Below are 23,571 nucleotides of genomic sequence, written 5' to 3' on the forward strand. Positions count from 1 at the left end.
TCCACAGCTGCATCGTGCAGGCAAATCGGGCACACTCTGCCACCAGCCGGGTTGCAGCCCGGCTGCCGCTTCACCCCTTCATGGACCCACGCACGAGCCTGTCATGCCGCGACACAGACACCTGCTGCGCCCTCAGGGCGACTTCCCCAAGGCCGGCCTCGGTCGCCGCCTGGCCGCGATGTTCTACGATTTTCTGCTGTGCGTGGCGATGGTCATGGTGGTCACGCTGATCTATCAGCAGGGCATCCTGCGGCTGATCTACGGGGGCGACGAGCTGCTGGCGCTGTCCGAGGCCGGCGCTCTGGATCGCGACCCGGTCCTCGCCAGCCTGCTGCTGCTGTGCCTGTTCGGCTTCTTTGCCAAGTTCTGGACCCATAACGGTCAGACGCTGGGCATGCAGGTCTGGCGGGTACGCATCCAGAATGCCGACGGCACCGCCATTGATCTCTGGCAGGCGCTGCTGCGCTTCTTCATCGCCGCCGCCTCCCTGCTGCTCGGCGGGCTGGGCTATCTGTGGATGCTGTGGAGCAAGGACCAGAGCACCTGGCACGACCGCTACTCGGAAAGCATCGTGGTCGAGCTGCCCAAGCGCGGCGTACAGAACCGCTGAAACGACACAGGGCCGGCGATCAGCCGGCCCTGTACGTACAAGAACCTGGATGCAGGCGTTACGCCTTGGGCAGCGTGACTCCCGTCTGGCCCTGATACTTGCCCCCCCGGTCACGGTAAGACACCTCGCACGGCTCATCCGATTGCAGGAACAGCATCTGCGCCACACCCTCGTTGGCGTAAATCTTTGCCGGCAGGGTGGTGGTGTTGGAGAACTCCAAGGTCACATGCCCTTCCCACTCCGGCTCCAGCGGCGTGACGTTGACGATGATCCCACAGCGGGCATAGGTGCTCTTGCCAAGGCAAATGGTCAGCACGTCGCGCGGAATGCGGAAGTACTCGACGGTGCGCGCCAGCGCAAAGGAGTTTGGCGGGATGATGCACACCGGACCTTTGACATCGACGAAGCTCTTTTCATCGAAATTCTTCGGATCGACGGTGGCCGAGTGGATATTGGTGAACACCTTGAACTCGTCAGCACAGCGCACATCGTAACCGTAGCTCGAGACCCCGTAGGAGATCACCCGTTCTGCTTCGGCGCCGCGCACCTGACGCTCGACGAAGGGCTCGATCATGCCGTACTCAAGCGCCATACGGCGAATCCACTTGTCCGATTTGATGCTCATGCGACTGTCCTGACTGGGTGAAAAACAGAGAAAGCGGGCGCGAAATGCGCCCTGCATCTTACCGGCTGCCCCCTTCCCGGCAAAGGGTGCAGCCGGCGCCTGGTGCGACACGGCACGCCATGCGGCTACACGCAGACTGGAAACTCAGTCCTCGCTGATCTGAATGCTCGGCAACACCGGCGCGGCCTGGCGCAGCAGGCGGGCGCCGACCTTGCGCGCCAGCACCTGATAAAGCGCCGCGATCGGCCCCTCCGGTTCGGCAACCACGGTCGGTCGCCCACCGTCAGCCTGCTCGCGGATCGCCATGGCCAACGGCAAGGATGCCAGCACCTCGACACCATACTGCGCGGCCAGCTTCGCGCCGCCGCCCTCGCCAAACAGGTGCTCGGCATGCCCGCAGTTCGAGCAAATATGCACCGCCATGTTCTCCACCACCCCAAGCACCGGGATCTTGACCTTGGCGAACATCTCCACACCCTTCTTGGCGTCGAGCAGGGCCAGATCCTGCGGCGTGGTGACGATCAGCGCACCGGCCACCGGCACCTTCTGTGCCAAGGTCAGCTGGATGTCGCCAGTGCCCGGCGGCATGTCCACCACCAGATAATCCAGGTTGTCCCAGGCGCTCTGGGTGATCAGTTGCAGCAGCGCGCCGGAGGCCATCGGCCCGCGCCAGACCATCGGCGTGCGCTCATCGGCAAGAAAGGCCATCGACATCACCTGAAGGCTGTGGGCCTCGAGCGGCACGAACCACTGGCCATCACGGATCTGCGGACGGGTGCCATCCGCGATGCCGAGCATCAGGCCCTGACTGGGGCCGTAGATGTCGGCATCCAGAATGCCGACCCGCGCACCCTCGCGGGCCAGCGCCAGCGCCAGATTGGCCGTGGTGGTCGATTTGCCGACCCCGCCCTTGCCAGAGGCCACCGCGATCACATTCTTCACCCCGGCCAAGGCCTGGGTCTGCGCCGGAACCGGATGCGCCGGAATCACGCAATCCACATGCACCAGAGCCTCGCCGACCCCAGCCAGCGTCTTCAGCCCCGCTTCCAGCTGCGCCGCCCAGCCGGCCTTGAACAGCCCGGCGGCATAGCCCAGCTCCAGACGCACGCGCACGCGATCGCCGTCGATGCTGACCTCACGCAGGCAGCCGGCACTGACCGGGTCCTGCCCGAGATGCGGATCAAGGTACTGTCGCAGGACCGCCTCGACAGCGGCGCGGGTAACGGCACTCATGGATGACTCCCGAAAAATGGTTGAGTAAAACAGGCGGCTATCCTAACCGAGCGCCCGCCCTGCAGATGAAAAAAAGCGTGCGGGTCTATATAGTTCCCGGCTTCTTTCGTTTCGCCAGTGCAGCCGATCATCATGTCCGAGCCCCGCCAGATTCTCGTTACCAGCGCCCTGCCCTACGCCAACGGCTCCATTCACCTCGGCCACATGCTCGAGTACATCCAGACCGACATCTGGGTGCGCTTCCAGAAGCAGCGCGGCCACCAGTGTCTCTATGTCTGCGCCGACGACGCCCATGGCTCGGCCATCATGCTGCGCGCCGAGAAGGAAGGCATCACCCCCGAGCAGCTGATCGCCAACGTGCAGGCCGAGCACAGCCAGGACTTTGCGGACTTTCTGGTCGATTTCGACAACTTCCATTCGACCCACGCCGAAGAAAACCGCGCACTGGCCGAGCTGATCTATACCCGCCTGCGCGATGCCGGGCACATCGCTACCCGCTCGGTGACCCAGTACTTCGACCCGGACAAGGGCATGTTCCTCGCCGACCGCTTCATCAAGGGCACCTGCCCGAAGTGCGGTGCTGAGGATCAGTACGGCGACAACTGCGAAAAATGCGGTGCCACCTACGAGCCGACCGAGCTAAAAGACCCGCGCTCGGCGATCTCCGGCGCCACTCCGGTGCTCAAGGACTCCAAGCACTTCTTCTTCAAGCTGCCCGACTTCGAGGCGATGCTGAAAGCGTGGACCCGCAGCGGCACCCTGCAGGACGCGGTGGCCAACAAGATCGCCGAATGGCTGGACGGCGGCCTGCAGGAGTGGGACATCTCCCGCGACGCGCCCTACTTCGGCTTCGAGATCCCGGGCGAGCCGGGCAAGTACTTCTACGTCTGGCTGGACGCACCGATCGGCTACATGGCCAGCTTCAAGAACCTCTGCGCGCGCCGCCCGGAGCTGGATTTTGACGCCTTCTGGCAGAAGGACTCCAAGGCCGAGCTGTACCACTTCATCGGCAAGGACATCGTCAACTTCCACACCCTGTTCTGGCCGGCGATGCTGGAAGGCGCGGGCTTCCGCAAGCCGAGCGCGGTCAACGTGCACGGCTACCTGACCGTCAATGGGCAGAAGATGTCCAAGTCGCGCGGCACCTTCATCAAGGCGCGCACCTACCTCGATCATCTGAATCCCGAGTACCTGCGCTACTACTACGCCAGCAAGCTGTCGCGTGGCGTGGATGATCTGGACCTCAACCTCGAAGATTTCGTGCAGAAGGTCAACTCGGATCTGGTCGGCAAGGTGGTCAACATCGCCAGCCGCTGCGCCGGCTTCATCCACAAGGGCAATGCCGGGGTGATGGTCGACGCCAACCCCGAGCCCGAGCTGTGGGACGCTTTCCAGGCCGCCGCGCCGAGCATCGCCGAGGCCTACGAGCACCGCGACTTCGGCCGCGCCATGCGCGAGATCATGCACCTGGCCGACCGCGCCAACGCCTGGATCGCAGACAAGGCGCCGTGGGCGCTGAACAAGGTCGAGGGCAAGCAGGCCGAAGTGCAGGAAATCTGCGCCTTTGGCGTCAACCTGTTCCGCCAGCTGGTGATCTTCTTGAAGCCGGTGCTGCCGAACCTTGCCGCCGCCGCCGAGGGCTTCCTCAACGTCGCCCCGCTGACCTGGCAGGATCATGCGCTGCGCCTAGCCAACCACCCGCTCAACCCGTTCACCCCGCTGATGACCCGTATCGAGCCCGCGAAGATTGACGCCATGATCGAAGCCTCCAAGGAAGACCTCGCCGCCCAAAACACCGAAGCCGCCGCGCCGACCGGCAATGGCGAGCTGGTCAAGGAGCCGCTGGCGGCGGAAATCAACTTCGACGCCTTTGCCGCGGTGGATCTGCGCATCGCGCTGATCGAGAAGTGCGAGTTCGTCGAGGGCGCCGACAAGCTGCTGCGCCTGACCCTGGACATCGGCGATGCCAAGCGCAACGTGTTCTCCGGCATCAAGTCCGCCTACCCGGACCCAAGCAAACTGGAAGGCCGCCTGACCCTGTACGTCGCCAACCTCGCGCCGCGCAAGATGAAGTTCGGCATCAGCGAGGGCATGGTGCTGGCCGCCGGCCCCGGTGGTGAGGAAATCTTCCTGCTCAGCCCGGACGCCGGTGCCAAGCCGGGCCAGCGCGTGCACTAAGTCCTGTGCGGGCCTGTCACCTTGGCGGTGGCAGGCCCGGCAAATAGCAGTATCTGCACCTTTTATTCTTAAAAGGAATAAAAAACCCCGCCACTATCGACTTGTACGCTATAACGGCGTTCACGATAATAAGCGCCCCCATCCTCAGCCCGCACGAGCCGCCCTCGCCCATGACCGAACTTGCCCTCATTCTGGTCAGCGCCATTCTGGTCAACAACTTCGTGCTGGTGCAGTTCCTTGGCCTCTGCCCGTTCATGGGCGTTTCCAAGAAGATCGAAACCGCCATCGGCCTGTCACTGGCCACCACCTTCGTGCTGACGCTGGCGGCGATGTGCAGCTACCTGCTGCACCAGTATGTACTCAAACCGCTGGATCTGGAGTTTCTGCGCACCATCAGCTTCATTCTGGTGATCGCGGTGGTGGTGCAGTTCACCGAGATGGTGGTCAACAAGACCAGCCCGCTGCTGCACCGGGTGCTGGGTATCTTCCTGCCGCTGATCACCACCAACTGCATCGTGCTTGGCGTCGCCCTGCTCAACGCCAACAAGGCCGAGTTCACCTTCCTCACCGCCACGGCCAACGGCTTTGCCGCGGGCCTCGGCTTCTCGCTGGTGCTGGTGCTGTTCGCCGCGCTGCGTGAGCGCATTGCCATCGCCGATGTGCCGACGCCCTTCCGTGGCGCGGCCATCGGCATGATCACCGCCGGCCTGATGTCGCTGGCGTTCATGGGCTTCACCGGATTGATCAAGCTATGAGTCTGGTCCTGATTGCCATCCTTGCCCTGGCCCTGCTGTGTCTGGTGGCCGGGGCCATCCTTGGCTATGCGGCGGTGCGTTTTCGCGTCGAGGGTGATCCGATCGTCGAGCAGATCAACGCCCTGCTGCCGCAGACCCAGTGCGGCCAGTGCGGCTATCCGGGCTGCAAGCCCTACGCCGAGGCGATTGCCGGCGGCGACAAGATCAACAAATGCCCGCCCGGTGGTCAGGCCACCGTGCAGGCGCTGGCTGACCTGCTGGATGTCGAGGCCGAACCGCTGGATGCCGAAGAAGGCGAAAAACCACGCATGGTGGCGCGGATCCGCGAGGCCGAGTGCATCGGCTGCACCAAGTGCATCCAGGCCTGCCCGGTGGATGCCATCGTCGGCGCGGCCCGGCAGATGCACACGGTGATCCAGGACGAGTGCACCGGCTGCGACCTGTGTGTCGAGCCCTGCCCGGTGGACTGCATCGACATGATCGAGGTCGGCGCCGACGTCAACAGCTGGAAATGGGAACGCCCGCTACCACCCGGGCAAGTGATCGCCACCGATCGGGGACATGCCGCATGACTGCTGCCGCCATGATCTGGGACATTCCCGGCGGGATTCACCCTGCCGAGCACAAGGAGCTGTCCAACACCACCGCCATCGCGCATCCGCCGCTGCCCCGCCAGCTGATCCTGCCGCTGGGCCAGCACATTGGTGCGGCGGCTGAACCCTGCGTGCAGGTGGGCGAGCGGGTGCTCAAGGGGCAGAAGATTGCCGAGGCCAACGGGCATATCAGCGTGCCATTGCACGCACCGACTTCCGGTACGGTCAGCTTCATCGGCCCGCAGCCTTACCCCCACGCCTCCGGGATGTTGGCGCCGGCGATCGTCATTGATAGCGATGGGCGCGATGAGTGGTGCGAGCTTTTCCCCTGTCCGGACTATCGCCAGCTGGACAATGCAGCGCTGCTGGCGCGCATCCGCGAGGCCGGGATCAACGGCTTGGGCGGAGCGGGCTTCCCGACCGCGGTCAAGCTGACCGCCCGCCCGCAGCAGAAGATCCACACCCTGATCATCAACGGCACCGAATGCGAGCCTTATATCAGCGCCGATGATCGCCTGATGCGCGAGCGGGCGGCCGAGCTGATCAGTGGCATCGAGATCCTCGAACACCTGATCCAGCCCGATGAGGTGCTGATCGGTATCGAGGACAACAAGCCCGAGGCGATTGCCGCAGTGCGCGCAGCGCTAGGCAACCGCGCCTGGCAGATCAAGGTCTTCCCCACCAAGTACCCCTCCGGTGGTGAGCGTCAGCTGATCCAGATCCTCACCGGGCGGGAAGTCCCCGCCGGTGGCCTGCCCGCCGATATCGGCATGCTCTGCCAGAACGTCGGGACCGCCGTGGCCGTGCATGACGCCATCCTGCATGGCAAGCCGCTGATCTCACGCATCACCACCCTGACCGGCGAGGCGCTGAGCCGCCCCGGTAATGTCGAGGCGCTGATCGGCACCCCGGTCCGTGAGCTGCTGGCCTTTGCCGGCCTCGACTCGGCGCGCATGGAGCGGCTGATCATGGGCGGGCCGATGATGGGCGTTACCTTGCCCTCGCTGGATGTCCCGCTGATCAAGACCTGCAACTGCCTGCTGGTCCCGACCCGCGAGGAGCTGCCACCGCCGCCGCCCGCCCAGCCCTGCATCCGCTGCGGCGAGTGCGCACTGGCCTGCCCGGCCAGCCTGCTGCCCCAGCAGCTGCACTTTTTTGCCTTGGGCAGCGAGCACGAGCAGCTCAAGGCCCATCACCTGTTCGACTGCATCGAGTGTGGCGCCTGTGCCTACGTCTGCCCGTCGAGCATTCCGCTGGTGCAGTACTACCGCGCCGCCAAGGCGGAGATTCGCGAGCTGGAGCAGAAGCAGCAAAAAGCCGAGCACTCCAAGCAGCGCTTTGAGCAGCGTCAGGAACGCCTGCGCCGCGAAGAAGAACGCAAGGAAGAAGAACGCCGCGCCCGCGCCGAAAAGGCCGCCCGCGCCAAGGCAGCGCAAGTCGAAGCCGCGGCGGCTTCGGCGAGCGCGACCCCGGCTCCGGCAGCGGCAGCGGCAGCGGCACCGGCCGCCGCCACCAGCGAAGGCGCCGAAGCCCTCAAGCGCCTGAAGATCGAAGCCAGCCTGGCGCAGGTGGCGCTGAAAAAGGCTGAAAAACAGCTGGCCCAGCACGACAGCGCCGAACTGCAGGCCCAGGTCGCAGAATTGCGCCAGGCGGCCAGCGCGGCGCAGGAGGCACTGGCGCAGGCGCAGGCTGCTGCCAGCAGTGCACCCGCAGAAAACACCACCGCGCCGCCCGCGCCCCAAGAGGCTGCACCCGCCCGCAAACCGGTCCTCGATGAGGCCACCAAAAAGGCCAAGGTCGAGCTGGCGATGAAGCGCGCTGAACTGCGCAAGGCGGAAAAGGCCGGTGCCGATGACGCCACGCTGGCGGCGCTGCGTGAAGCATTGGCAGCGGCGGAACAGCAGCTGGCGGCGCTCACCCCCGCCGAGTGACCACCTCCCCTGCGCCCGTGCAGGGGAGGCCTGAATTGCCGGAGCCGGGAGCCTTTCCCGCTCCTTACCCAACCCAACGGAGCGATCATGGCCCTGCCCCGCATCACCTCGCCCCACGCCACCGGCCACAACCGCACCCAGACGGTCATGCAGCTGGTGCTGCTGGCCACCGTGCCCGGCGTCCTGGCCCTGACCTGGCTGTATGGCTTTGGCACCCTGATCAATCTGTGCTGGGCCGGCGCGGTGGCGCTGGCCTGCGAGGCGTTGATGCTGCACCTGCGCCAGCGGCCGATCGGCTTTTTTCTGCGGGACTGCAGCGCCCTGCTCACCGCCGTGCTGCTGGCCATCGCCCTGCCGCCCTATGCCCCCTGGTGGCTGACCCTGATTGCCACCGCCTTCGCGCTGACCTTCGGCAAGCACCTGTTCGGCGGCCTTGGCCAGAATCCGTTCAACCCGGCCATGCTCGGCTACGTGGTGGCGCTGATTTCCTTCCCGGTAGAGATGACCAGCTGGCCCGTCCCGCGCGATCAGGACGGCGCGCTGCTGAGCCTGGGCGCTGGCCTGCAGCAGATCCTGGGCCTTGGGGCGGGTATTGATGGCTGGAGCCAGGCCACGGCGCTGGATGTGCTGAAAACCAACCAGCGCCTGACTATCGAGGAGCTGCAGGCCAGCAGTCCGGCATTTGGCCTCTTCGGTGGCGCCGGCAGTGAGCTGGTCAATCTGGCCTTCCTCGCCGGCGGGCTATTCCTGCTCTACAAACGAGTCTTCACCTGGCATGCGCCGCTGGGCATGCTCGCCGCGCTGTTCGTGATGAGCCTGCTGTTCTGGAACGGCAGTGGCTCGGACAGTAACGGCTCGCCGCTGTTTCACCTGTTGAGCGGCGCGGCGATGTTCGGCGCCTTCTTCATCGTCACCGATCCGGTCTCCGGCGCCACCAGCCTGCGGGGACGCCTGCTGTTCGGTGCCGGGGTCGGCATCCTCACCTACGTGATCCGCGCCTGGGGCGGCTACCCCGATGGGGTGGCTTTTGCCGTGCTGCTGATGAACCTGGCCGCCCCAACCATCGACTACTACACCCGTCCGCGCACCTACGGTCACCGTGCCGCCAGCCGCGGCTTCAAGCTGGGAGAGTGAGATCATGCTGCCGGAAGTCCCCCGCTCGATGCTGCGTAACAGCCTGGTCCTCGGCCTGTTCGCGGTGGTCACGGTCGGTGTGGTCGCCCTGACCCGCGTCGGCACCGCCGAGCGGATCAGCGCGGCCGAACAGGCGGCGCAGACCCGCATCTTGGCCGAAATCCTCCCCCCGCACAGCCATGACAACCGCCTGAGCGACAACGCCCTGACCCTCCAGGACGCCCTGCTCGGCAGTCCACAGCCGCAACCGGCCTGGCTGGCCTTAAAGGACGGACGCCCCAGCGCGGTGATCCTGCAGGCCATCGCCCCGGACGGGTACAGCGGCAGTATCCGTCTGCTGGTCGGGGTACAGGCCGATGGCCGGCTGGCCGGGGTGCGCGTGCTGCAGCACAAGGAAACCCCGGGCCTTGGCGACAAGATCGAGCTGAACAAGAACCCCTGGGTGCTGGACTTCAACGGCAAGTCCTTGGAGGATCCGGGCGAGGCCGGCTGGGCAGTGCAGAAGGATCAGGGCGACTTTGACCAGTTCGCCGGCGCCACCATCACCCCGCGTGCGGTGGTCAAGGCCGTACACCGCGCCCTGCAATACGTCGATGCCCATCGGACCGAACTGTTCGGCGCACCTGCCGAGGAATCCGCGCAATGAGCCAGAGCTACCGCGAAATCGCCGTCAACGGCCTGTGGAAGAACAACCCGGCGCTGATCCAGCTGCTTGGCCTGTGCCCGCTGCTCGGCACCAGCAACTCCACCGTCAATGCCCTCGGGCTGGCACTGGCCACCCTGCTGGTGCTGACCTGCTCGAATGCGGCGGTGTCGCTGATCCGCAGCGTCACCCACACCGCCGTGCGCCTGCCGGCGTTCGTGATGATCATCGCCGCGCTGACCACCTGCACCGAGCTGTTGATGCAGGCCTTCACCTACGAGCTGTACCAGATCCTTGGCATCTTCATCCCGCTGATCACCACCAACTGCGTGATCCTCGGCCGCGCCGATGGCTTTGCCGCCAAGAACGATGTCGCCCGCTCGGCCTTTGATGGCCTGATGATGAGCATCGGCTTTGGCCTGGTGCTGGTGGTGCTGGGTGCCAGCCGCGAGCTGCTGGGCAGCGGCACCCTGCTGGCCGACATGCACCTGTTGTTCGGCCCGAGCGCGGCGAGCTGGCGGATCGAGGTGTTTGGCGGCGACTATCAGGGCCTGCTGCTGGCCATCCTGCCGCCGGGTGCCTTTATCGTGCTGGGCCTGCTGATCGCCATGAAGAACCGCATCGATGCGCACCTGGCCGAACAGGCCCGCGCCCGCGCCGAGCCGGTGGTGCGCGAAAGCCGCCGGGTGCGGGTCACCGGAGTGGTGGAATAAGCGATGAATGCCGCCAAACGCGCGGAGATCTTCCGCCGCCTGCACGAAGACAATCCGGAGCCGACCACCGAGCTGGCCTACTCCAGCACCTTCGAGCTGCTGATCGCGGTGATTCTCTCCGCTCAGGCCACCGATGTCGGGGTCAACAAGGCCACAGCCCGGCTGTTTCCGGTGGCTAATACCCCGGAGGCAATCCATGCGCTGGGGGTCGAGGGCCTGGAGGCCTATATCAAGACCATCGGCCTGTACCGTAGCAAGGCGAAAAATGTGATAGAGACCTGCCGCCTGCTGATCGAGCGCCACAACAGCGAAGTGCCGGCCAATCGGGAGGCGCTGGAAGCCCTGCCCGGGGTCGGTCGCAAGACCGCCAATGTGGTGCTCAACACCGCCTTTCGCCAGCCGGCCATGGCGGTGGATACGCACATCTTCCGGGTCAGCAACCGCACCGGCATCGCCCCCGGCAAAACGGTGCTGGAGGTGGAGAAGAAGCTGATGAAGTTCGTGCCCAAGGCATATCTGCTGGATGCGCACCACTGGCTGATCCTGCATGGCCGCTACGTCTGCAAGGCCCGCAAGCCGCAATGCGGCAGCTGCCGGATCGAGGATCTGTGTGAATACAAGGGCAAGACCTCGGACGATTGAGCTGATTACCGAATCACTCGCCTGCCGATAAAGAAAATCTTTTTTACCCTCCAGAATTTTGCCGTTATAAGGGGCGCGAAACGGTCCTCTGTTTTCTGGAGCAACGGTCATGACTCAAGCCAAAACCGATCTCGACCTAGAAGAAGACTTCATCGCTGACGAGCAGGACGACGGCGACACAGCGACCGATGCCACCCCGGCCAGCAAGAACAACAGCCTGGTCAAGCGGCGGGTGATCGATAACCTGCTGGAAGAGCGCCGGCTGAAGAAGCAGCTCTCCGAATACGATTACGACCTCTGAGCGGCACTCAAACAAAAGCCCCGCGTTTGTTGCGGGGCTTTTTCATCAGCGCGGCAGGCGGTCCGTCAGGGCGCTTCCTTGCGGAAGAACAAGGTGACCTGCCCCAGCTCGAAGCCGAACTTGGTCATGAACGAGCGGTTGGCCATGGTGCGCTCGTCCAGCAGGTACATCCAGTCATCGAAGTTGACGTGATAGACCTTGTCATCGACCGGCAGACTCAGCACATAGCGCCAGCGCAGCGCGTTGCCGGCCACCTCACCATGGGCCTCCCCCACCACATCATCGGCGGTACCGCGCCAGCGGCCCGGTCCGTCAGGATGCAGGGTCCAGACCCGGCGCTGGGTGCTGCCGTCGCTGTAGGTGAAGTGCTCATCCAGAATCAGGCGCTCGCCGTCCATGCGCCCGTCAATCGCCACATGAAAACGCTTGATCACCTCACCGGAGCGTTTCTGGAACATCCCCCAGGCGTCCACCCGTCCCGAAAAGTAGCTGGGCAGATCCAGCGCCGGCTGCTCCGCGCGGTAATGTTCGACGTCAATCGGCCCGCAACTGGCCAGCAGCAGGCACAGGGGCAGCAGCAGTTTCTTGAGCATGGCAGACTCCTTGGGGCGGTCGTTCAGCGATCGGCGCGGCCCAGCAGCTGGGCACGCAGTTCAGGGTTGCGGGTGCGCGGATCGAGCCAGATGGCAAAGAAGGCACGGGCAAACTCGGCATCGTCTACCGCGTGCTGCAAGCGGTTACCGGCATAAAAACGGGCGCCGGTGCCGGGCAGATACACACCGGTGATCTTGGCACCGGGCGTGACATCGACAAACGCCTGCTGCATGTGCACTTGCCAAGCACTCAGTTGCTGGTCGCTGACCTGCGTGCCGAACAGCCGGCGGATCTCCCGCTGGCTGGCCTCGACCAGCTGCTGGCGGCTGATGTCGCGGTGATAGGTCAGCTCCAGGGCAAAGGGGCTGTTCTCGGTCAGCGGCTGCTCGCGGCTCCACAGCCTTGCGCTGTAGATGCGAAAGCCAAACAGGCGCAGCTCGCCTGTGCCCAGCACCTCGGCCTGCGGCAGGCTTTCCTGCCAGCTGGCCTGCGCGGGGGCGGTCAGTAGCAGACCGGCCCATAGTGCCAGGGCCGACGACCAGCGCGCCCATCTCTTCATCAGCGTATTCATGGCCCCTCCTCATCCTGTGATGATGCGGTGCAACCCGCCAATCTCTATACAGGAACTATACAGGAAAAGCCTTTCGCACAAGATCGCAGCACGCGATCCCGCCTTATGCGCGGGTCAGCGCGGTGACTCAGTCGCGGCGCTGCGGCGAGAGCAGCTCGATCTTGTAGCCGTCCGGATCCTCGACGAAGGCCAGGATGCTGCTGCCGTGCTGCATCGGGCCGGGCTCGCGGGTGATCTTGCCACCACGGGCACGAATGTCCTCGCAGGCCTTGTAGACGTCCTCGACCTCCAGCGCGATGTGCCCGTAGCCGGTGCCCAGATCATAGTGCTCGACGCCCCAGTTATGGGTCAGCTCGATCACACTGTTATGGGCTTCATCACCATAACCGACGAAAGCCAGGGTAAATCGGCCCTCCGGATAATCCTTGCGACGCAGCAGGGTCATGCCCAGCACTTCGGTGTAGAAGGCGATCGACTTGTCCAGATCGCCGACGCGCAGCATGGTGTGTAGCAGACGCATGGTGTGTTCTCCTGAGCGTGGTTCAGACACAAAGACAGACCCCGGCCGCAGCCGGGGTCTTCTGGAATCGGGCAGAGGACGCGCCTCAGCAGGCAGCCCCTGCCCTATCGCTTACTTCAGCGGGCTGCGGCCCTTACCCGCCGCGATGCGCATGCGCAGCGCGTTGAGCTTGATGAAGCCTGCCGCATCGGCCTGATCGTAAGCACCGGCATCGTCTTCGAAGGTGGCAATGTTGGCATCGAACAGCGAATCATCGGACTTGCGGCCGGTGACGATGACGTTGCCCTTGTACAGCTTCAGGCGCACCACACCGTTCACGTTGACCTGGGAGGCATCGATCATCTGCTGCAGCATCAGACGCTCCGGGCTCCACCAGTAGCCGTTATAGATCAGGCTGGCGTATTTGGGCATCAGCTCGTCTTTGAGGTGAGCCACTTCACGGTCGAGGGTGATCGACTCGATGGCGCGGTGGGCGCGCAGCATGATGGTGCCGCCGGGGGTCTCGTAGCAGCCACGCGACTTCATGCCGACATAACGGTTCTCGACGATGTCCAGACGGCCAACGCCGTTCTCGCCACCGACCTTGTTCAGGTAGCTCAGCACCTGGGCCGGGGTCATCTCGACGCCGTCGATGGCAACGATGTCACCGTTGCGGTAGGTGAGCTCCAGGTAGGTCGGGGTGTCCGGGGCCTTCTCCGGGGAGACGGTCCAGCGCCACATGTCTTCCTCGTGCTCGGTCCAGGTATCCTCCAGCACGCCGCCCTCGTAGGAGATGTGCAGCAGGTTGGCATCCATGGAGTACGGCGACTTCTTGCCGGCCTTGGCAAAGTCCACCGGGATGGCGTGCTTGGCGGCGTAGTCCATCAGCTTCTCGCGGGACAGCAGGTCCCACTCGCGCCACGGGGCGATGACCTTGACGCCCGGCTTCAGCGCATAAGCGCCCAGCTCGAAGCGCACCTGATCGTTGCCCTTGCCGGTCGCGCCGTGGGAGATGGCGTCAGCGCCGGTCTCGTTGGCGATCTCGATCAGGCGCTTGGCGATCAGCGGACGGGCGATCGAGGTACCCAGCAGGTACTCGCCTTCGTAGACGGTATTGGCGCGGAACATCGGGAACACGAAGTCGCGCACGAACTCTTCGCGCAGGTCGTCAATGTAGATTTCCTTGACGCCCATGGCCTGCGCCTTGGCACGGGCCGGCTCGACCTCCTCGCCCTGGCCCAGGTCTGCGGTGAAGGTCACCACTTCGCAGTTGTAGGTGTCCTGCAGCCACTTGAGGATCACCGAGGTGTCCAGGCCACCGGAATAGGCCAGCACAACCTTTTTAACGTCCGCCATTCGTCACTCCACGGGAGGTTCTGGGTAAAAGGCTATCTTACTGCCGGGGGGCGCGAATTTACAGGGGAGCCCAGTGCGCGGATGACCGTACCGGCGCTTTTCGGTAGCATCGCTCCCCACTGATTGACCTGCCTGGAATCCCCGCATGACCGACCGCCTGACCCTGCTGCGCCCCGACGACTGGCACATCCACCTGCGCGATGGCGCCGCCCTGGCGCATACCGTGCCCGACGTGGCCCGCACCTTCGGCCGCGCCATCATCATGCCCAACCTGGTGCCGCCGGTACGCAACGCCGAGCAAGCGGTTGCCTATCGCGAGCGCATCCTCGCCCAGCGCCCGGCCGGCAACCCCTTCGAGCCGCTGATGGTGCTGTACCTCACCGACAACACCACCCCGGAAGACATTCGCGCGGCCAAGGCCAGTGGCGTGGTGTTTGCCGCCAAGCTGTACCCGGCCGGTGCCACCACCAACTCCGATTCCGGCGTCACGCGCCTTGAGCACATCTTCCCGGCGCTGGAGGCGATGGCCGAGGTCGGCCTGCTGCTGCTGGTGCACGGCGAGGTCACCCACGCCGAGGTGGATGTGTTCGATCGCGAGAAGCGATTCATCGACGAGCACATGGTGCGCATCGTCGAGCGCTTCCCGACCCTCAAGGTGGTGTTCGAGCACATCACCACCGGGGATGCCGTGCAGTTCGTGCAGAGCACCAGCGCGCAGGTCGGTGCGACCATCACCGCCCACCACCTGCTCTACAACCGCAACCACATGCTGGTCGGCGGGATTCGTCCGCACTTCTACTGCCTGCCGATCCTCAAGCGCAACACCCACCAGGAAGCCCTGCTGGATGCAGCCACCAGTGGCAACCCAAAGTTCTTCCTCGGCACCGACTCGGCCCCCCACGCCCGCCATGCAAAGGAAGCGGCCTGTGGCTGCGCTGGCTGCTACACCGCCCATGCGGCCATCGAGCTGTATGCCGAGGCCTTCGAACAGCGCCAGGCACTGGATAAGCTCGAAGGCTTTGCCAGCCACTTCGGCCCGGATTTCTATGGTCTGGCGCGCAATACCGATCACATCACCTTGGTCCGCGAGGACTGGGTCGTGCCCACCGAACTGCAGTTTGCCGATCAGACCCTGGTGCCGCTGCGTGCCGGTGAGAAGATCCGCTGGCGTGTGCTGGAGGGTGCGGCGTGAGCGAGCAGATCGACTACGAAGACTACGAGCAGGATCCCCACAGCGGCGGCCTCAAGCCGCCGATGGCCCGGCGTTTTCGCGGCTTTTTGCCGGTCGTGGTAGATGTCGAGACCGGCGGTTTCAATGCCGCCACCGACGCGCTGCTCGAGATTGCCGCCACCACCATCGCCATGGACGATGACGGCTTTCTGTATCCCGAGCACACCTACTTCTTCCGCATCGAGCCGTTCGAGGGCGCCAACATCGAACAGGCCGCGCTGGACTTCACCGGCATCAAGCTCGGCCATCCGCTGCGCATGGCGGTCAAGGAAGAGCAGGCGCTCGGCGAGATCTTCAAGGGTGTGCGCAAGTCCCTCAAGGCTGCCGGCTGCAAGCGTGCGGTGCTGGTCGGGCACAACGCCAGCTTCGATCTGGGCTTCCTGAACGCGGCCGTGGCGCGCTGCGGCATCCGCCGCAATCCGTTCCACCCGTTCTCCAGCTTCGATACCGCCACGCTGGCGGGCCTGGCCTACGGGCAGACCGTGCTGGCCAAGGCCTGCCAGGCGGCGGATATCCCCTTCGACAACCGCGAGGCCCACAACGCCCGCTACGACACCGAGAAGACCGCCGAGCTGTTCTGCGGCATCGTCAATCGCTGGAAGGAGATGGGTGGCTGGATGGACTTCGAGGACTGAGCCGCTTTTTAGCCCGCCAACAAAAAGCCCCTGCAGTGCAGGGGCTTTTTTACGACCTACGCAAAGGCCGCGTATCACTCGCCCTTGTGTACCGCGTTGCGGATCAGGGTCTGCAGCTCGCCGCTTTGCTGCAGCTCCAGGATGATGTCGCTACCGCCGACCAGCTCGCCACCGACCCACAGCTGCGGGAAGGTCGGCCAGTTGGCGTACTTGGGCAGGTTGGCGCGGATCTCCGGGTGCTGGAGGATATCGACGAAGGCAAACTTCTCGCCACACGCCATCACCGCCTGGGAGGCACGCGCGGAGAAGCCACACTGCGGCGCGTTGGGCGAGCCCTTCATGTACAGCAGGACAGGGTTGTTGGCGATCTGTTCTTTGATGGTCTCGATGATATCCATGGTCTACCTCGGCTGGACATGCCCGCAAGGTACGCGGGGAAAAGTGCGCGGATTGTAACGGAAAGCCGAGCGCAACGCTCGGTTACTCAGCCCCATGAGCCCGGCGGCACATGGGCGTGTTTACAGGGATTGCTGGGCGGCCACACTGCCCGGCGCCGGGAACACCACCAGGTGATCGGCGGCCACGCGGATACCGACCTCAGCCCCCACCTGATGATCCTCGTGACTGGTAAACAGCGCCTCCAGCTGGGTGCCGGTCGGCAGCTGCAGGCAATACAGCGTCGCCGCCCCAAGGAAGGTCTTGCCGGTGATGCGCGCACGCAGCGGGCTCTGGGCATCGTAAATGAGGTCATCCGGGCGCAGCAGCATGTCCACAGCGCTGCCGGCCGGCCACTGGTAGGCACGATTGCCACGGGTCACCCCGAGCTCGGTCTGCACACTGTCATGCCCGAGCATCTGCCCGCGCACGAAGTAGCCCTGACCGATGAAACTGGCCACAAAGGGGGTCAGCGGCTCGTGGTAGAGGTTGTAGGGCGTATCCCACTGCTCAAGATGCCCCTCGCGGAACACCCCGACCTGATCGCTGACCGCAAAGGCCTCTTCCTGATCGTGGGTCACCAGGATCGCACTGGTGCCGCGGCTCTTGAGGATGCTGCGCACCTCACGGCTCAGGCGCCGGCGCAGTTCGCCGTCCAGGTTGGAGAACGGCTCGTCCAGCAGCAGCAGACGCGGCTCCGGTGCCAGCGCACGCGCCAGTGCCACCCGCTGCTGCTGCCCGCCGGACAGCTCATGGGGATAGCGCCCGTGCAGGTGCTCGAGCTTGACCAGCTCCAGCATCTCGCGGCCGATCTGGGCACACTGCGGATGCTTGCGGATGCCAAAGGTGACGTTCTCAGCCACCGTCAGGTGCGGAAACAGCGCGTAGTCCTGAAAGACCATGCCGATCCGGCGCTTTTCCGGTGCCAGGGTAAAGCCCGGCCGGGAGATCACCTCACCCGCCAGCTCGATGCTGCCGCTGTGCACCGGCTCAAACCCGGCGATCGCCCGCAGGGTGGTGGTCTTGCCGCAGCCGGAGGGGCCGAGCAGGCAGCCGATATCACCGGCATTGAGGTGCAGGTGCAGGTTCTGCACCACCGGCTGTCCCTTGTAACCACAGGACAGCTCGCGCAGGTTGAGCAGCAGATCGTGGGTCATCGGAACCTTCAGGCGCGGTAGCCGGGCGCAACAAGAAACTCGAGCAGGGCCTTCTGCGCGTGCAGACGGTTCTCGGCCTGATCCCAGACCACCGAGCGCGGATCATCCAGCAGGTCATGGCTGACCTCCTCGCCCCGGTGCGCCGGCAGGCAGTGCATGAACAGCACATCGGGCGCGGCCAGATCCAGCAGGGCGCGATCGACCTGATAGGGACGGAAACGCTGGATACGCGCCTCGGCTTCCTCCTCCTGGCCCATCGAGGCCCAGACATCGGTGCTGACCAGATCAGCCCCCGCCACCGCCTCGCGCGGATCGCGCAGCAGGGTGACCCGATCACCGGCCAGCTCCAGGAACTCGCGGCGCGGTTCAAAGCCGGCCGGGCAGGCGATGCGCAGCTGGAAGTCGAACTGCACCGCCGCCTGCGCGTAGGTGTTGCACATGTTGTTGCCATCACCGACCCAGGCCACGGTCTTGCCGCGGATCGAGCCGCGATGCTCAATAAAGGTCTGCATGTCGGCCAGCACCTGGCAGGGATGCAGGTCATCGGTCAGGCCATTGATCACCGGCACCCGGGAGTGGGCGGCAAAGTCGAGGACATTCTGATGGGCGAAGGTGCGGATCATCACCGCATCCAGCATCCGCGACATGACAATCGCCGAATCGCTGATCGGCTCGCCTCGGCCGAGCTGGGTATCGCGGGGCGAGAGGAAGATCGCCTGGCCACCGAGCTGGATCATGCCGGCTTCAAAGGACAGGCGGGTGCGGGTGGAGGCCTTCTCGAACACCATGCCCAGCACACGCTGGCGCAGAGGCTCATGGAGGATGCCGCGCTGGCGCAAATCTTTCAGCTCGATGCCACGGCGAATCAGGCTGTGCAGTTCTTCGGGCGTGCAATCCATCAGCGAGAGAAAGTGCCGAACGCTCATTATTCATTACCTGTATGACAGGCCGCAGAAGTAGCCGGCTTTGCAGGAAAACGGACGAGGTCTGCGGCGGGACCGCGCGAGGCGGTGCTCGAAGAAAGGGAGCGATCTTATAGGGAAAACGCGCGACCGCGCAAACCCGCACCAAGGTGTCAGGTGGCCCGCAAAATGGCCAGCACGGGGCCGCCTTCGCTTCAATCTTGACGTGCGCGTCATGCAGGATTCACGAAATGCGCCAACAATCAGTGTGTCGGCCTGTCTGCCGCCTGCAGGTGGCTCAGCGCCGCACGGGCAGAACCAAGCGTACCGGCTCACGCCAAGGCGTGCCTGCAGAACCTCATCGGTGGTCCCTTTAATAATGAAAAATGCTCACCCTCCCCCCCAGCCCCCGGGCGATATCCATGACCTGCTGATCATTGGCGGCGGCATCAATGGCTGCGGCATTGCCGCCGATGCAGCCGGGCGCGGCCTGCGGGTCGTCTTGTGCGAGCAGGATGATCTGGCTGCCCACACCTCCTCGGCCAGCAGCAAGCTGATCCACGGTGGCCTGCGTTATCTGGAGCAGCATGCCTTTCGCCTGGTGCGCGAAGCGCTCAGCGAGCGCGAGATTCTGCTCGGGATGGCCCCGCACCTGATCCGCCCGATGCGCTTCATCCTGCCTCATCGCCCCGCGCTGCGCCCGGCCTGGATGATCCGCGCCGGGCTGTTTCTTTACGATCACCTGGGGGTACGGCACAGCCTGCCGGGTTCGCGCCACCTGCAGTTTGGCCCAAGCAGTCCGCTAAACAGCACCTTCAGCGAGGGGTTCGAGTACGCCGACTGCTGGGTGGATGATGCCCGCCTGGTGCTGGCCAATGCCCAGTCGGCCCATGAACACGGCGCCCATATCCTGCTGCACACCCGCTGCATCCGCGCACAGCGCGAGCAGGATCTGTGGCGAGTCGAGCTGCAACGCCGCGATGGCCAGAGCCTGACCCTGCGCTCCCGTGCCTTGGTAAACGCCGCCGGCCCCTGGGTCGAGCAGGTCCTGACCGAGCACCTGCAACAGGCCAGCCCGCGGCATGTCCGCATGATCAAAGGCAGCCACCTGGTGGTGCCACGCCTGCATGAGGGTGAGCAGGCCTACATCCTGCAGCATGATGATGGACGGATCGTGTTCGTGATTCCCTGGCTGGAGCGCTTCAGCCTGATCGGCACCACCGACTGCGAGTTTCACGGCGACCCGGCGACGGTCGCCATCAGCGAGGCGGAGATCGACTACCTGCTCGGTGTGGTCAACGCGCATTTCCGCCAGCCGCTGACCCGCCGGGACATCGTCCATCACTTCAGCGGTGTGCGTCCGCTGTGTGACGATGCCAGCGGCAATCCGGCCGCCGTGACCCGTGATTACACCCTGACCCTGGACCAGCCCCCCGGTGAGGCGCCGCTGCTGTCGGTCTTTGGCGGCAAGCTGACCACCTACCGCAAGCTGGCCGAGGCGGCACTGGCCCTGCTCGGCCCGCACTTCCCGCAGATGGACGCCCCCTGGACCGCCCACAGCCGTCTGCCGGGCAGTGAGGGGCTGGAATCGCCCAGGCAGCTGGCCGAGGCACTGTGTGCCAGCCATCGCTGGCTGTCTGATGAGCTGGCCTGGCGCTGGGCCACCAGCTACGGCAGCCACACCCCGCGTCTGCTGGAGGGGGTGTCCTGCCTGATGGATCTGGGCGAGAACTTCGGCGCCGGACTGTATGCCCGCGAAGTGGACTACCTGTGCGAGCAGGAGTGGGTGAGCAGTCTTGAGGATCTGCTCTGGCGGCGCAGCAAGCTCGGCCTGTTGCTCGGACCGATGCAGCAGCAGCGTCTGGCGCGCTATCTGGAGGATCGCCAGCCAGCGCGCCTGAGCCGCGCCAGCGCGGCGCGCCCGGCCCTGCTGCCGGCGTGAGCTACGCGGCGTCTGGCGGCTCGACAGCCGCCCTTGCGTGAGCCAGACTCACGATCGCACGCCGCCCCATCAATCTGCCTCATGCCTGCGCCCGTGTGCGCGCCGGCCTGGACGCCCGCGAGGTCACCATGCTCGAACTGCGCCACCTGAAAACCCTGCATGCCCTGCGCGATGCCGACAGCCTGGTGGAGGCCGCCGAGCGCCTGCACCTGACCCAGTCAGCCCTCTCCCACCAGTTCAAGGAGCTGGAGGAGCGTCTAGGCCTGCAACTGTTCGTGCGCAAGACCAAGCCGGTGCGCTTTACCAGCGCCGGCCTGCGCCTACTGCAACTGGCCGACACCATCCTGCCGCAACTGCGCGGCGCCGAGCGTGATCTGGCACGCCTGGCCGGCGGCACCGCCGGGCGGCTGCACATGGCGATCGAGTGCCACAGCTGCTTCCAGTGGCTGATGCCGACCATTGACCAGTTCCGCGATGCCTGGCCGGAAGTCGAGCTGGATCTGGCCTCAGGCTTTGCCTTTGCGCCACTGCCGGCGCTGGCCCGCGGGGATCTGGATCTGGTGGTCACCTCCGATCCACTGGAGCTGCCCGGCATCACCTATGTGCCGCTCTTCACCTACGAGGCGCAGCTGGCGGTGGCCAACCAGCATCCTCTGGCTGGCAAGCCGTTCGTGGCTGCCGAGGATCTGGCCCGCGAGGTGCTGATCCACTATCCGGTCGAGCGTGACCGCCTGGACATCTTCACCCGCTTTCTGGAGCCGGCCGATGTCGAGCCGGCGGGGGTACGCACCGCCGAGCTGACGGTCATGATGCTGCAACTGGTGGCCAGTGGCCGGGGGGTCTGCTGCCTGCCCAACTGGGCGCTGCACGAATACAGCGCCCGTGGCTATGTCAGCGCGCGGCGGCTGGGGGAGAAAGGGCTGTTTGCCACCCTGTATGCCGGCATCCGTGCCGACATGCTGGATGCGCCCTTCATGCGCGACTTCCTGCTGACCGCCAAGGACACCTCCTTTGCGACCCTCGAAGGGGTCAGCGCGGCCCGCGCCTGAGCCCTACATGCCAAACAGGCGTGGCAGCCAGAGTGACAGGGTGGGCACCGCGTTGATCAGCGCCATCATCGCCAGCATCATCGCCAGGAAGGGCACCATGGCCTTAAACAGCTCGCCCATCTTCATCTGGTTCTGACCCATCACCACGAACAGCCCCGGGCCGACCGGTGGTGTGACAAGGCCGATCAGGGTCGCCAGCGCCGTCACCACGCCAAAGTGGATCGGGTCTACCCCGAGCGCGGTGGCTGCCGGCAGCAGGATCGGCACCAGCACGATCATCACCGCAATCGATTCGAGGAAGACGCCCAGCACGATCATCGGCAGGTTGACCAGCAGCAGGAACACCAGCGGCGAGTCACTGATGCTGCGGATCCACTCGGCCAGCAGATCCGGCACCTCCTGGAACGACAGCGCCCAGCCCAGCACCGTTGCCGAGGCAATCAAGCTGGTGATCATCGCCGTGCTCTTGGAAACCTCGATCAGGATGCCGGGGATATCGCGCACATGCAGGTTGCGATAGACCACCCCGCCAATGAGGATCGACAGCAAGGCGGCCACCGCCCCGGCTTCGGTCGGCGTCATCGCACCACTGATAATGCCGGCGATGACCACAAAGGGCACCAGTCCCGGCAACAGACCGGGCAGCAGGCGCTGCCAGACGCTGGTGCCGGCTGCGGCCTCGTCCTCCTGCACCTTGGGCAGATCGACAAAGAAGCCGGTCAGCAGGATCACCAGCGCAAAGCCCAGCACCAGCAACACCCCCGGCAGCACCCCAGCAATGAACAGCGTTGCCACCGGCTGGAAGGAGATCACCCCGTAGATGATCATCAGCATCGACGGCGGGATCACCGGCCCGAGCAGACCACCGGAAATGGTCACGGCAGCCGCAAACGACTTGTTGTAGCCCTGCTTTTCCATCGCCGGCACCATCAGCCGGCTCATCACCGCGATCTGGGCGATGGCCGAGCCGAGGATCGAGGCCGCCATGGCATTGGTCAGCAGGTTGACGTAGGCCAGCCCGCCCTTGAAGCGCCCGACCAGCACGTTGGCCGCCGCGATCAGCCGCTCGGTCAGCCCGCCCTTGTTCATCACCTCACCGACCAGCATGAACACCGGGATGGCCAGCAGGCCATTCTGCTCCAGCGCGCCGTAGAACTGGATCGGCAGGCTGTCCAGCAGCACCAGCATGTCCTCGGCATACAGGAACAGCAGCGTGGCGATCAGCAGGGTGAACATGATCGGCAGGCCACTCAGCAGCAGGGCAAAGAAACTCAGCAGTACACTCATGGCGTCCTCCCCAAAGCCCAAAGACGCTCGATGCGCTTGAACAGCACCACCAGCTGATGGAAGGCCATCAGGCAAAGCGCCACCAGCAAAAAGCCGTAGTTGTACCAGCGCGGCAGCCCCGTGGTGGCCGACATTTCAAGGCGCACCTCAGGCGTAGCCACCCAGGCATAGGTCAGCCCGCAGAGCACGCCGAGCAGCGCCAGCCCCAGCAGCGCGTTGAAGCACTCGACCACCGTGCGCAGCGATGCCTTGAGGTTGACCAGGACAAAATCGATGTTGATCAGGCGGTCTTCATGCAGCAGGTAGCTCATGCCAAAGAAGGTCACCCCCAGCAGCATGAACAATGCCACCTCCTCAGCCCAGAACAGGGGGGCGCTGAAGCCATAACGCAGCACCGCCTGAGTGATCAGCAGCAGGGCCAGGGCACCGCTCAGCACGATCATCAGCAGCTTTTCCAGTGATGCGAACGCATCATCCAGCTTGTACAAGAGTGACAGCATCGTAGGTCACCTGTCGGAGCGCCGACCCGGAGCCATCGACCGACGGCCCCGGGGG

Annotated in this window: 24 protein-coding genes and 1 pseudogene; 14 read left to right on the plus strand and 11 right to left on the minus strand. The window is 64.9% G+C overall.

Annotated features, from left to right (window positions below):
• Nucleotides 1-103 precede the first annotated feature (103 nt).
• On the plus strand, nt 104-610 hold the full coding sequence (locus MXC11_RS05100) for an RDD family protein (RefSeq protein ID WP_250006133.1): 507 nt from the start codon (nt 104-106) through the stop codon (nt 608-610).
• A gap of 58 nt (nt 611-668) precedes the next feature.
• On the opposite strand, the gene dcd is transcribed toward MXC11_RS05100, so the two are convergent.
• Nucleotides 669-1,235, minus strand: coding sequence for a dCTP deaminase (dcd, locus tag MXC11_RS05105; protein ID WP_250006135.1), 567 nt, complete (start codon nt 1,233-1,235; stop codon nt 669-671).
• 144 nt (nt 1,236-1,379) lie between these two features.
• Nucleotides 1,380-2,468 carry an iron-sulfur cluster carrier protein ApbC gene (apbC, locus tag MXC11_RS05110; RefSeq protein WP_250006137.1) on the minus strand — a complete coding sequence of 363 codons (1,089 nt, stop codon included), beginning with the start codon at nt 2,466-2,468 and terminating at the stop codon, nt 1,380-1,382.
• Between the two features lie 132 nt (nt 2,469-2,600).
• On the opposite strand from apbC, the gene metG reads away from it, so the two are divergent.
• The 9 genes and pseudogenes from metG (at nt 2,601) to MXC11_RS05155 (ending at nt 11,358) form a co-directional block, all read left to right on the plus strand.
• Nucleotides 2,601-4,646 carry a methionine--tRNA ligase gene (gene metG, locus MXC11_RS05115; protein WP_250006144.1) on the plus strand — a complete coding sequence of 682 codons (2,046 nt, stop codon included), beginning with the start codon at nt 2,601-2,603 and terminating at the stop codon, nt 4,644-4,646.
• Nucleotides 4,647-4,816: 170 nt separating this feature from the next.
• Entirely contained in the window at nt 4,817-5,401 is a 585-nt protein-coding gene (gene rsxA, locus MXC11_RS05120; protein ID WP_250006146.1) for an electron transport complex subunit RsxA, read from the plus strand.
• Nucleotides 5,398-5,973 (plus strand): electron transport complex subunit RsxB, encoded by a 576-nt coding sequence (gene rsxB, locus MXC11_RS05125; RefSeq protein ID WP_250006148.1) that lies wholly within the window; start codon nt 5,398-5,400, stop codon nt 5,971-5,973. The genes rsxA and rsxB overlap by 4 nt, the downstream gene beginning before the upstream one ends.
• Nucleotides 5,970-7,802 (plus strand): annotated as a pseudogene (gene rsxC, locus MXC11_RS05130) (electron transport complex subunit RsxC); the annotation flags it as partial. The gene rsxB and the pseudogene rsxC, both read left to right, overlap by 4 nt.
• 210 nt (nt 7,803-8,012) lie before the next feature.
• The gene (gene rsxD / locus MXC11_RS05135; RefSeq protein ID WP_250006150.1) at nt 8,013-9,059 is read left to right on the plus strand and encodes an electron transport complex subunit RsxD; all 1,047 of its coding nucleotides are present in this window, start codon (nt 8,013-8,015) and stop codon (nt 9,057-9,059) included.
• Nucleotides 9,060-9,087: 28 nt separating this feature from the next.
• Nucleotides 9,088-9,705, plus strand: a complete 618-nt coding sequence (rsxG, locus tag MXC11_RS05140; RefSeq protein ID WP_284060394.1) for an electron transport complex subunit RsxG — start codon at nt 9,088-9,090, stop codon at nt 9,703-9,705.
• Complete coding sequence (locus tag MXC11_RS05145; RefSeq protein ID WP_250006152.1) at nt 9,702-10,415, plus strand: electron transport complex subunit E; 714 nt, start codon at nt 9,702-9,704, stop codon at nt 10,413-10,415. The genes rsxG and MXC11_RS05145 overlap by 4 nt, the downstream gene beginning before the upstream one ends.
• A 3-nt stretch (nt 10,416-10,418) precedes the next feature.
• Nucleotides 10,419-11,057: an endonuclease III gene (nth, locus tag MXC11_RS05150; RefSeq protein WP_250006154.1), complete on the plus strand. Its 639-nt coding sequence runs from the start codon at nt 10,419-10,421 to the stop codon at nt 11,055-11,057.
• Nucleotides 11,058-11,166: 109 nt separating this feature from the next.
• The gene (locus MXC11_RS05155) at nt 11,167-11,358 is read left to right on the plus strand and encodes a PA3496 family putative envelope integrity protein (protein ID WP_250006157.1); all 192 of its coding nucleotides are present in this window, start codon (nt 11,167-11,169) and stop codon (nt 11,356-11,358) included.
• A gap of 65 nt (nt 11,359-11,423) precedes the next feature.
• Here MXC11_RS05155 and MXC11_RS05160 read toward each other — a convergent pair whose 3' ends face one another.
• From MXC11_RS05160 to MXC11_RS05175, 4 genes are all read right to left on the minus strand, one after another.
• Nucleotides 11,424-11,951 carry a DUF3833 domain-containing protein gene (locus tag MXC11_RS05160; RefSeq protein ID WP_250006159.1) on the minus strand — a complete coding sequence of 176 codons (528 nt, stop codon included), beginning with the start codon at nt 11,949-11,951 and terminating at the stop codon, nt 11,424-11,426.
• A 23-nt stretch (nt 11,952-11,974) separates the two neighbouring features.
• On the minus strand, nt 11,975-12,523 hold the full coding sequence (locus tag MXC11_RS05165; RefSeq protein WP_250006161.1) for a chalcone isomerase family protein: 549 nt from the start codon (nt 12,521-12,523) through the stop codon (nt 11,975-11,977).
• A gap of 127 nt (nt 12,524-12,650) precedes the next feature.
• On the minus strand, nt 12,651-13,043 hold the full coding sequence (gloA, locus tag MXC11_RS05170; protein WP_250006163.1) for a lactoylglutathione lyase: 393 nt from the start codon (nt 13,041-13,043) through the stop codon (nt 12,651-12,653).
• A 111-nt stretch (nt 13,044-13,154) separates the two neighbouring features.
• The gene (locus MXC11_RS05175; RefSeq protein WP_250006165.1) at nt 13,155-14,378 is read right to left on the minus strand and encodes an argininosuccinate synthase; all 1,224 of its coding nucleotides are present in this window, start codon (nt 14,376-14,378) and stop codon (nt 13,155-13,157) included.
• A gap of 145 nt (nt 14,379-14,523) precedes the next feature.
• Here MXC11_RS05175 and pyrC point away from each other — a divergent pair, with 145 nt between their 5' ends.
• Together pyrC and rnt are read left to right on the plus strand one after the other, a co-directional pair.
• The gene (gene pyrC, locus MXC11_RS05180) at nt 14,524-15,570 is read left to right on the plus strand and encodes a dihydroorotase (RefSeq protein ID WP_250006174.1); all 1,047 of its coding nucleotides are present in this window, start codon (nt 14,524-14,526) and stop codon (nt 15,568-15,570) included.
• A gap of 62 nt (nt 15,571-15,632) precedes the next feature.
• The gene (gene rnt / locus MXC11_RS05185; protein ID WP_250006252.1) at nt 15,633-16,244 is read left to right on the plus strand and encodes a ribonuclease T; all 612 of its coding nucleotides are present in this window, start codon (nt 15,633-15,635) and stop codon (nt 16,242-16,244) included.
• A 74-nt stretch (nt 16,245-16,318) separates the two neighbouring features.
• Here the strand turns inward: rnt and grxD are convergent, their stop codons facing one another.
• The 3 genes from grxD to argF all read right to left on the minus strand — a co-directional run bounded on the left by grxD (nt 16,319) and on the right by argF (nt 18,762).
• Nucleotides 16,319-16,642, minus strand: coding sequence for a Grx4 family monothiol glutaredoxin (gene grxD, locus MXC11_RS05190; RefSeq protein WP_250006176.1), 324 nt, complete (start codon nt 16,640-16,642; stop codon nt 16,319-16,321).
• Nucleotides 16,643-16,762: 120 nt separating this feature from the next.
• The gene (locus tag MXC11_RS05195; protein ID WP_250006185.1) at nt 16,763-17,836 is read right to left on the minus strand and encodes an ABC transporter ATP-binding protein; all 1,074 of its coding nucleotides are present in this window, start codon (nt 17,834-17,836) and stop codon (nt 16,763-16,765) included.
• An 8-nt stretch (nt 17,837-17,844) separates the two neighbouring features.
• Nucleotides 17,845-18,762: an ornithine carbamoyltransferase gene (gene argF, locus MXC11_RS05200; RefSeq protein ID WP_250006187.1), complete on the minus strand. Its 918-nt coding sequence runs from the start codon at nt 18,760-18,762 to the stop codon at nt 17,845-17,847.
• A gap of 355 nt (nt 18,763-19,117) precedes the next feature.
• Between argF and glpD the strand changes: the two genes are divergently transcribed.
• On the plus strand, nt 19,118-20,680 hold the full coding sequence (gene glpD / locus MXC11_RS05205) for a glycerol-3-phosphate dehydrogenase (protein WP_250006189.1): 1,563 nt from the start codon (nt 19,118-19,120) through the stop codon (nt 20,678-20,680).
• A gap of 128 nt (nt 20,681-20,808) precedes the next feature.
• A complete protein-coding gene (gene metR, locus MXC11_RS05210) occupies nt 20,809-21,729 on the plus strand; it encodes a transcriptional regulator MetR (protein WP_250006191.1) in 921 nt (306 codons plus the stop codon).
• Nucleotides 21,730-21,732: 3 nt separating this feature from the next.
• Here metR and MXC11_RS05215 read toward each other — a convergent pair whose 3' ends face one another.
• Together MXC11_RS05215 and MXC11_RS05220 are read right to left on the minus strand one after the other, a co-directional pair.
• Nucleotides 21,733-23,016: a TRAP transporter large permease gene (locus MXC11_RS05215; protein ID WP_250006193.1), complete on the minus strand. Its 1,284-nt coding sequence runs from the start codon at nt 23,014-23,016 to the stop codon at nt 21,733-21,735.
• Complete coding sequence (locus MXC11_RS05220; RefSeq protein ID WP_250006195.1) at nt 23,013-23,516, minus strand: TRAP transporter small permease; 504 nt, start codon at nt 23,514-23,516, stop codon at nt 23,013-23,015. Before MXC11_RS05220 ends, MXC11_RS05215 begins: the two co-directional genes overlap by 4 nt.
• Nucleotides 23,517-23,571: the final 55 nt, after the last annotated feature.

The sequence above is a fragment of the Pseudomonas eutrophicaquae genome (genome assembly GCF_023544715.1).
GTDB lineage: Bacteria > Pseudomonadota > Gammaproteobacteria > Pseudomonadales > Pseudomonadaceae > Geopseudomonas.